At 68.3% G+C, this 6,968-nt stretch carries 5 protein-coding genes; 3 read left to right on the top strand and 2 right to left on the bottom strand.

The features are described 5' to 3' along the window. On the bottom strand, nt 1-860 hold an 860-nt coding region (locus V6M49_RS15280), incomplete at its 3' end, for an MFS transporter (protein WP_332761820.1). A gap of 166 nt (nt 861-1,026) precedes the next feature. On the opposite strand from V6M49_RS15280, the gene V6M49_RS15285 reads away from it, so the two are divergent. Continuing rightward, on the top strand, nt 1,027-2,688 hold the full coding sequence (locus V6M49_RS15285) for a CYTH and CHAD domain-containing protein (RefSeq protein ID WP_332761822.1): 1,662 nt from the start codon (nt 1,027-1,029) through the stop codon (nt 2,686-2,688). Nucleotides 2,689-2,698: 10 nt separating this feature from the next. Here V6M49_RS15285 and V6M49_RS15290 read toward each other — a convergent pair whose 3' ends face one another. Then, entirely contained in the window at nt 2,699-4,135 is a 1,437-nt protein-coding gene (locus tag V6M49_RS15290; protein WP_332761824.1) for a PucR family transcriptional regulator, read from the bottom strand. 157 nt (nt 4,136-4,292) lie between these two features. Between V6M49_RS15290 and V6M49_RS15295 the strand changes: the two genes are divergently transcribed. Together V6M49_RS15295 and gabT are read left to right on the top strand one after the other, a co-directional pair. Next, nucleotides 4,293-5,723, top strand: coding sequence for a gamma-aminobutyraldehyde dehydrogenase (locus tag V6M49_RS15295; RefSeq protein ID WP_141141310.1), 1,431 nt, complete (start codon nt 4,293-4,295; stop codon nt 5,721-5,723). A 28-nt stretch (nt 5,724-5,751) separates the two neighbouring features. Then, nucleotides 5,752-6,968 (top strand): 4-aminobutyrate--2-oxoglutarate transaminase (gabT, locus tag V6M49_RS15300; protein WP_332761826.1); only part of this gene is annotated, 1,217 nt, incomplete at its 3' end.

Genomic DNA, 6,968 nt, shown 5'->3' on the forward strand with positions numbered 1-6,968 from the left:
AGCATCCGGGGCCGCGAGCCGATGGCGAGCAGCACCATGCCGGCAGGCACGGAGACCAGCTGCATCAGCCCGTACATCAGGCCGCTGTCCGCTGAGCTGAGGCCCATGCTGATCAGCATGGACGGGAACCAGCTGATCAGTGAGTAGGCGAGCAGCGCCTGGAGGGCAAAAATGGCGGTAAGCAGCTGGCCCTTCCGGGTACGCAGCAGTGGCCACGGGGCGATGCGGGGTGCCGTGCTCCGGACGCTGGTGCGGTGCGCATGCAGAACGACGGGCAGGAAGCCCAGGAAAGCAGCCACCGCCAGGAATCCGATCGCGCCAACCGCGGCGGACGGCGAGCCGAGCGTCAGGGCCAGCGGGACCACGGCGACCGCGGTGACGGTGGCGCCGGTGGTCATGGTGACGGTGTAGAGCGCCGTCATCGCGGACGTCCGGTGGGCAAAATGCTCGCGGATGAACGACGGCATGGCCACGTTGCAGACCGCCAGGCCGGACATCCCCACCACGGTGCCCGCCACCAGCATGCCGGTTGCCGGGATCCCGCGGAGCAGCAGCCCGCCGGCCAGGAATCCAAGTGCCAGCAGGATGGCCTTCTCGACGCCGAGCCGTCCGGTCAGCCACGACGTCGCCGAGCCCGCCACCGCAAAACAGAGCGTCGGGATGGACGGAATGATCGCCGCCACCAGCGGTCCGTAGCCCAGGACCTGCTGAAAATCATGGAGGAGGGCAGACGCGCCCGCAATCCCCGCCCGCAGGTTCAGCCCAATCAGCACCAGCGCGATGACTCCGAAGACGACGGCGGAGCGCGGTTTGGGCGGCGCGTCGGACAGCGTCGGGGCATCTGCAGGGGCAACAGTCATGTCTTAAGGTTAGACGTTTGACGTTTGATGTCTAGGGTTCTGTGGTGAACCTCTCGCGGCCGTTAATGTTGCGGGCATAGACTCGGGCCACCAGAGTTCAGCCCCGGGCTCAAGGGAACTCGCCCCGCAGGATCTGGCGCCCATCAACGTGGAAGGACGGCCAGTCATGGCTTCGCAGGCAGTTGAGGTCGAAAAGAAGTACGACGTCGGTCAGGACGCCGAAGTGCCTTCGCTCGCGGAGATCCCCGGGGTCACCCGGGTGGGGGAGCCCCACGTGGAAACCCTGGAGGCGGTGTACTTCGACACGCGAAGTCACACGCTCGCCTCCCGTGACATCACGCTTCGCCGCCGCACCGGCGGAGTCGACGCCGGCTGGCACCTGAAGCTGCCCGCCCAGGGCCCCGGATCCGACGAGGAGTCTGGCGACGCAGCCGGCGGCTCCGGCTCGGAACCCCGGCGGCGCCGCGAGCTGCACGCCCCGCTGGGCCAGCCCGGCGTCGTTCCTGACAGCCTGTTGGCGCACGTGCTGGCCTACCTCCGCGGCGAGGACGCCGCCCCGGTGGTCCGGCTGAAAACCCAGCGGACCGCCTATGCGTTATATGGCGAGGACGGTGTCCACCTGGCGGACCTGGCGGACGACCACGTGAGCGCAGAGCTGCTCGGCGCTGCGGGCGGCGCGGGTGGCGCGGGCGCCGCGGTGGGGGAGGCGGCAGCGCCCGAGGGGGAGGCCCGGACGCGGCAGTGGCGTGAATGGGAGCTCGAGCTGGTGCACGGGAGTCCTGAACTGTTCCCGGGCGCTGAGGAAATCCTGGCGGCCGCCGGGGCGCTCCCGGCCAAGCACGGCTCCAAGCTGGCAAAAGTCCTGGCCCTGCCTGCCAAGGAGTCCGGTGCCGCTGCCGGCCCGAAGAGTCCGGGCCCGAAGAGTCTCGGCCCAAAGAGTCCTGGCAAAAAGGGGCCTGTGTCGGACCTCCTGAACGCCTACCTGGCTCAGCAGATCAGCGAGATCCTGGCGCACGATCCCGGCGTCCGTCTGGAGGAACCCGAGGCTGTGCACGACCTGCGGTCGGCCACCCGCCGGGCCCGTTCGGCGCTGCAAGCCTACCGGCGGTTCTACAATGCCCTGGCTGTGCGGCACCTCGGTACGGAGCTCAAATGGCTTGGCCGCGTGCTGGGCGTGCCGCGGGACGCTGAAGTCATACTGGACCGCCTGCGCGGGCATATGGCGGAGCTGCCCCCGGAACTGGCTTCGGCGGTGAAGGACCGGCTGGAGGATGACCTGGGAGTGGGCCGGGACGCAGCCCACCGGAAACTCCAGATGGCGATGGTTTCCGCGCGCTATTTCCAACTCCTGGACGGCGTCGAGGCCTTCCTTGACAACCCGCCGGTCCGCCCGGGCGCCGCAGCCCCGGCCCGCAAGGCGGCGGTCAAGCTGGTGGCCAAGGCAGCCAAGAGGCTGGAGCGCGCAGCCAGGACAGCCAAGCGGACACGCAGGGGAGCCGAGCACGAGACGGCGCTGCACCAGGTGCGCAAGGACGCCAAGCGGCTGCGGCACGTGGCGGAATCCGTGGAGCCGGTCCACGGCAAGCACGCCACGAAAATCGCCAAGGCCGCGCGCAGCCAGCAGCAGATCCTCGGCGATTTCCACGACAGCGTGGTGGCCCGGGACCTGCTGGCCAACCTGGCGGCGGCGCCGGACCTGCCCGAGGCCGTCGCGTCGGCCTACGTCACGCTCCATACCCGGCAGGTGCAGCTCGCGGCCGAGGCCGAAGCTGAGTACTGGAAGGAACGCAAGAAGTCCCGCAAGGTCCTCCGGGGGAAGGTCATTTAGGGCACCCGGCCTACCTGGCCTGCCGCGCTCCGAGCCGCGACACGGCGAGCGCCAGCCACAGCTGCACGCGGTCCGCCGTGACCGAAGGATCGTAGCCGGTCAGCTCGGTGATCTGGGCCAGCCGGTACCGCACGGTGTTCCGGTGCAGTGTCAGGGCTTCGGCGACGGCGGCCACGGAACCGTTGTTGTTCAGGTAGCTTTCCAGTGTGGTCACCAGTTCCGCACCGTGGGCGGCGTCGAACGCGCGCAGCGGGTTCAGCGACTCGTGGGCCATGTCGGCCAGGGGAACGTCTTCACTGGCCAGCAGCAGGGAGGTCAGGCTCAGCCGTTCCGGCTCGTTCACCGGCAGGCCGTGGCTGGCCGCATCGCGGGCCTCGAAGTAGCTCCAGCGCAGGCCGTTCGGCTTGGTGTACGCGCCGCCGATCCCGATCGTCGCGTGGATCCCGGCCTCAGCCAGGTGGTCGCTGAGCCGCCTGGCCAGCGCAGGTGCCGCGCCGCCGTCGTCGTTAATCACCACCACCAGGTCCTTCCCGACGACGGCGGCCACCGCCGTCTCCAGCGGCTGCGGCACCGAGGTGCTCACCAGTGCCTTGTGATGGGCGGCGGACACCGCCAGCAGCACCACGTTCTTGCGTGTGCTGTTCAGGCCCACGCCGGCGAGCCGGCGCTGGGCCTCGCTGGTCTCCAGGGCGCCGTGGATGACGTCCTCCAGCACCTGGCCGCACAGGGCGCGCTGGGCCTGGCGCTGCTTGACCATGTTGTTCAGCTCCACGCTGATCAGGTTCTGGGCGTAGCCGATGATGCCCGAATCCTCGAACGGCTGGCGGACCCACAGCGTGCAGGCATCGCGGCGGCCGGTGGGGATGGGGTAGGAGGCCCACGTGTCAGCGGAGGGGAGCTCGGCGCCGCTGTTGTACAGGTGGGCGGTGAACTGGGTGAGGGCAATCTCAGTCCGCAGCATCCCGCCCAGATGCTTCAGGAGCTGGGTGAGGCCACCGCCGGTGAGGAGGGCGCGGGCCAGGATCTGGTGGCCCGCGATCAGGCGCTCCAGCTTGGCGACATGATCAGCGGCCTGCGCCTCCGCCACCAGCTTGCCGATGGCAATGAACGGAGTCTCGTAAGGCACCTGGACGATCGGCAGCCCCCAGCGGTTGGCCTCGGCAATCAGGGCCGGCGGGACGGCGTCGTGCGTCAGTCCTGTCCCGAACCCGATGCCCACGGCACCGGCGCGCTGGACCTGCCGGACGAAGCGCCGCTGCTCGGGCGCGGACCGCAGGCGCATGCCCGTGGTGAGCACCAGTTCGCCGCCGCTGAGGAAACGCTGCGGGTCCTCCAGCTCCGTAACGGCAACCCAGTTGATGTCCTCGTGCCAGGTGGTCTCGGCAAGGCCTGCATTGGACAGATGGAGGGAGTGCACGCCGAGCAGGGTGGCGAGGGAAATGGCCATGGCTCAAGGATAGACGGACGCTGGTCAACCGCACTAAACATTGCGGCCAAGGGTGTGCAGGTGGCTATTCCCCGGGGGGAAGGTGCTGGCATAGGCTCAAGGCAGTCGCAACCATCCGCTTCGCAGCTGATGTTCCCTATGAAAGAGGTTGTACACCGTGGTTCATACCTTGCAGAACTTCATCAATGGTGAGTTCGTCACGCCCGCGGGCACCGCCCTGCTGGACATCGTTAATCCCACTAACGGCGAGGTAGTGGCGCAGTCTCCCGTCTCCATCCAGGCCGACGTCGACGCCGCCATGACCGCGGCCAAGGACGCTTTCAAGACCTGGAAGCACGTCACCCCCGGGCAGCGCCAGCTGATGCTGCTCAAGCTCGCGGACGCCGTTGAAGCCCACAGCGACGAACTTGTGGAAGCCCAGCACCGCAACACCGGGCAGGTCCGCTCCCTGATTGCCTCCGAGGAAATTGCCGCCGGCGCCGACCAGCTCCGCTTCTTCGCCGGTGCCGCGCGCATCCTGGAAGGCAAGTCCGCGGGCGAGTACTTCGAAGGCCACACCTCCTACGTGCGCCGCGAACCCATCGGTGTGGTAGCCCAGGTTGCCCCCTGGAACTACCCGTTCCTGATGGCCATCTGGAAGATCGGCCCTGCGCTCGCGGCCGGCAACACCGTGGTCCTCAAGCCCTCCGACACCACCCCCGAATCCACCCTGGTGCTGGCCCGCCTGGCCGGCGACATCCTGCCTGCCGGCGTGCTGAACGTGGTGCTGGGAACCGGCGAAACCGGAGCCATGATGGTGGAACACCGGGTCCCCGGCCTGGTCTCCATCACGGGCTCGGTCCGCGCCGGCATCGCCGTGGCCTCCGGGGCCGCGAAGGGCCTCAAGCGCGCCCACCTGGAGCTCGGCGGCAAGGCCCCGGCCATCGTGTTCAAGGACGCCGACATCAAGAAGAGCGCCGCGGCCATCGCCGAGTTCGCGTTCTTCAACGCCGGCCAGGACTGCACCGCCATCACCCGGGTGCTGGTGGAGGATTCGGTCCACGACGACGTCGTGGCAGCGATGGTGGAACACACCAAGACCCTGCACACCGGCTCGCAGAACGACGAAGACAACTACTTCGGCCCGCTGAACAACGTGAACCACTTCAACGCCGTCACCTCCGTGGTGGAGCACCTGCCGGAAAACTGCAAAATTGTCACGGGCGGCCACCGCGCCGGGGACAAGGGCTTCTTCTTCGAACCCACCATCGTCACCGGCGCCAAGCAGACGGACGACATCGTCCAGCAGGAAACCTTCGGCCCGGTCATCACGGTGCAGAAGTTCTCCTCCGAGGCGGAGGCACTCGAGCTGGCGAACGACGTCGAATACGCCCTCGCCTCCAGCGTCTGGACGTCCGACCACGGCACGGCCATGCGGATGAGCCGCGACCTGGACTTCGGCGCGGTCTGGATCAACACGCACATCCTCCTGACGGCCGAAATGCCGCACGGCGGCTTCAAGCAGTCCGGCTACGGCAAGGACCTCTCCATGTACGGGGTCGAGGACTACACGCGCATCAAGCACGTCATGAGCGCACTCGACGCCTAATCCCCACGCTTTCAAGAAAGGCCCTCCCATGAGCACCACAGCAAGTGAAATCACCTTCCGCCTGGAACAGAAGCGCCGTGTCCAGGCCGACTTCCCGGGCCCCAAGTCCATCGCCCTGACCGAGCGCCGCAAGGCAGTGGTCGCCGCGGGCGTCGCGTCCGCCGTTCCCGTCTACGTTGCGGACGCCGACGGCGGCATCATCCACGACGTCGACGGCAACTCCTTCATCGACCTCGGCTCGGGCATCGCGGTGACCAGCGTCGGCGCGTCCGATCCCGCCGTCGTCGGGGCCGTGAAGGAAGCCGTGGAGCACTTCACGCACACCTGCTTTATGGTCACCCCGTACGAAAGCTACGTGGCACTTGCCGAGCAGCTCAACCGCCTGACCCCGGGCGACCACGAGAAGCGGACCGTGCTGTTCAACTCCGGCGCCGAGGCAGTGGAGAACGCCGTCAAGGTGGCCCGCCTCGCCACCGGGCGTGACGCCGTCGTCGCCTTTGACCACGCCTACCACGGCCGCACCAACCTGACCATGGCGCTGACCGCGAAGGCCATGCCGTACAAGACCAACTTCGGCCCGTTCGCGCCCGAGGTCTACCGCATGCCCATGAGCTACCCGTACCGCGAGGAGAACCCCTCGATCACCGGTGCCGAGGCCGCCAAGCGCGCCATCACCATGATCGAGAAGCAGATCGGCGGCGACCAGGTTGCCGCGATCATCATCGAACCCATCCAGGGCGAGGGCGGCTTCATCGTCCCCGCCGAGGGCTTCCTCCCTGCGCTGGCCGCCTGGGCCAAGGCCAACGGCGTCGTCTTCATCGCCGACGAGGTCCAGTCCGGCTTCTGCCGCACCGGCGAATGGTTCGCCGTCAACCACGAGGACGTTGTCCCGGACATCATCACCATGGCCAAGGGCATCGCCGGCGGCATGCCGCTCTCCGCGATCACCGGCCGTGCTGACCTGCTCGACGCCGTCCACCCGGGCGGACTGGGCGGCACCTACGGCGGCAACCCGGTGGCGTGCGCTGCCGCATTGGCCGCGATCGGGTCCATGGAGGAGTACAACCTCGCCGGACGCGCCCGCCACATCGAATCGCTCGCCACGGGACGCCTGCAGGAACTGCAGGCCGAACTGGCCGGCGCCGGGAAGTCCGTGATCGGCGACATCCGCGGCCGCGGCGCGATGCTGGCCGTGGAACTGGTCCAGGCCGGTTCCAAGGAGCCCAACCCGGAGCTGACCAAGGC

It is taken from the genome of Pseudarthrobacter sp. (assembly GCF_036675385.1).
Lineage (GTDB): Bacteria > Actinomycetota > Actinomycetes > Actinomycetales > Micrococcaceae > Arthrobacter.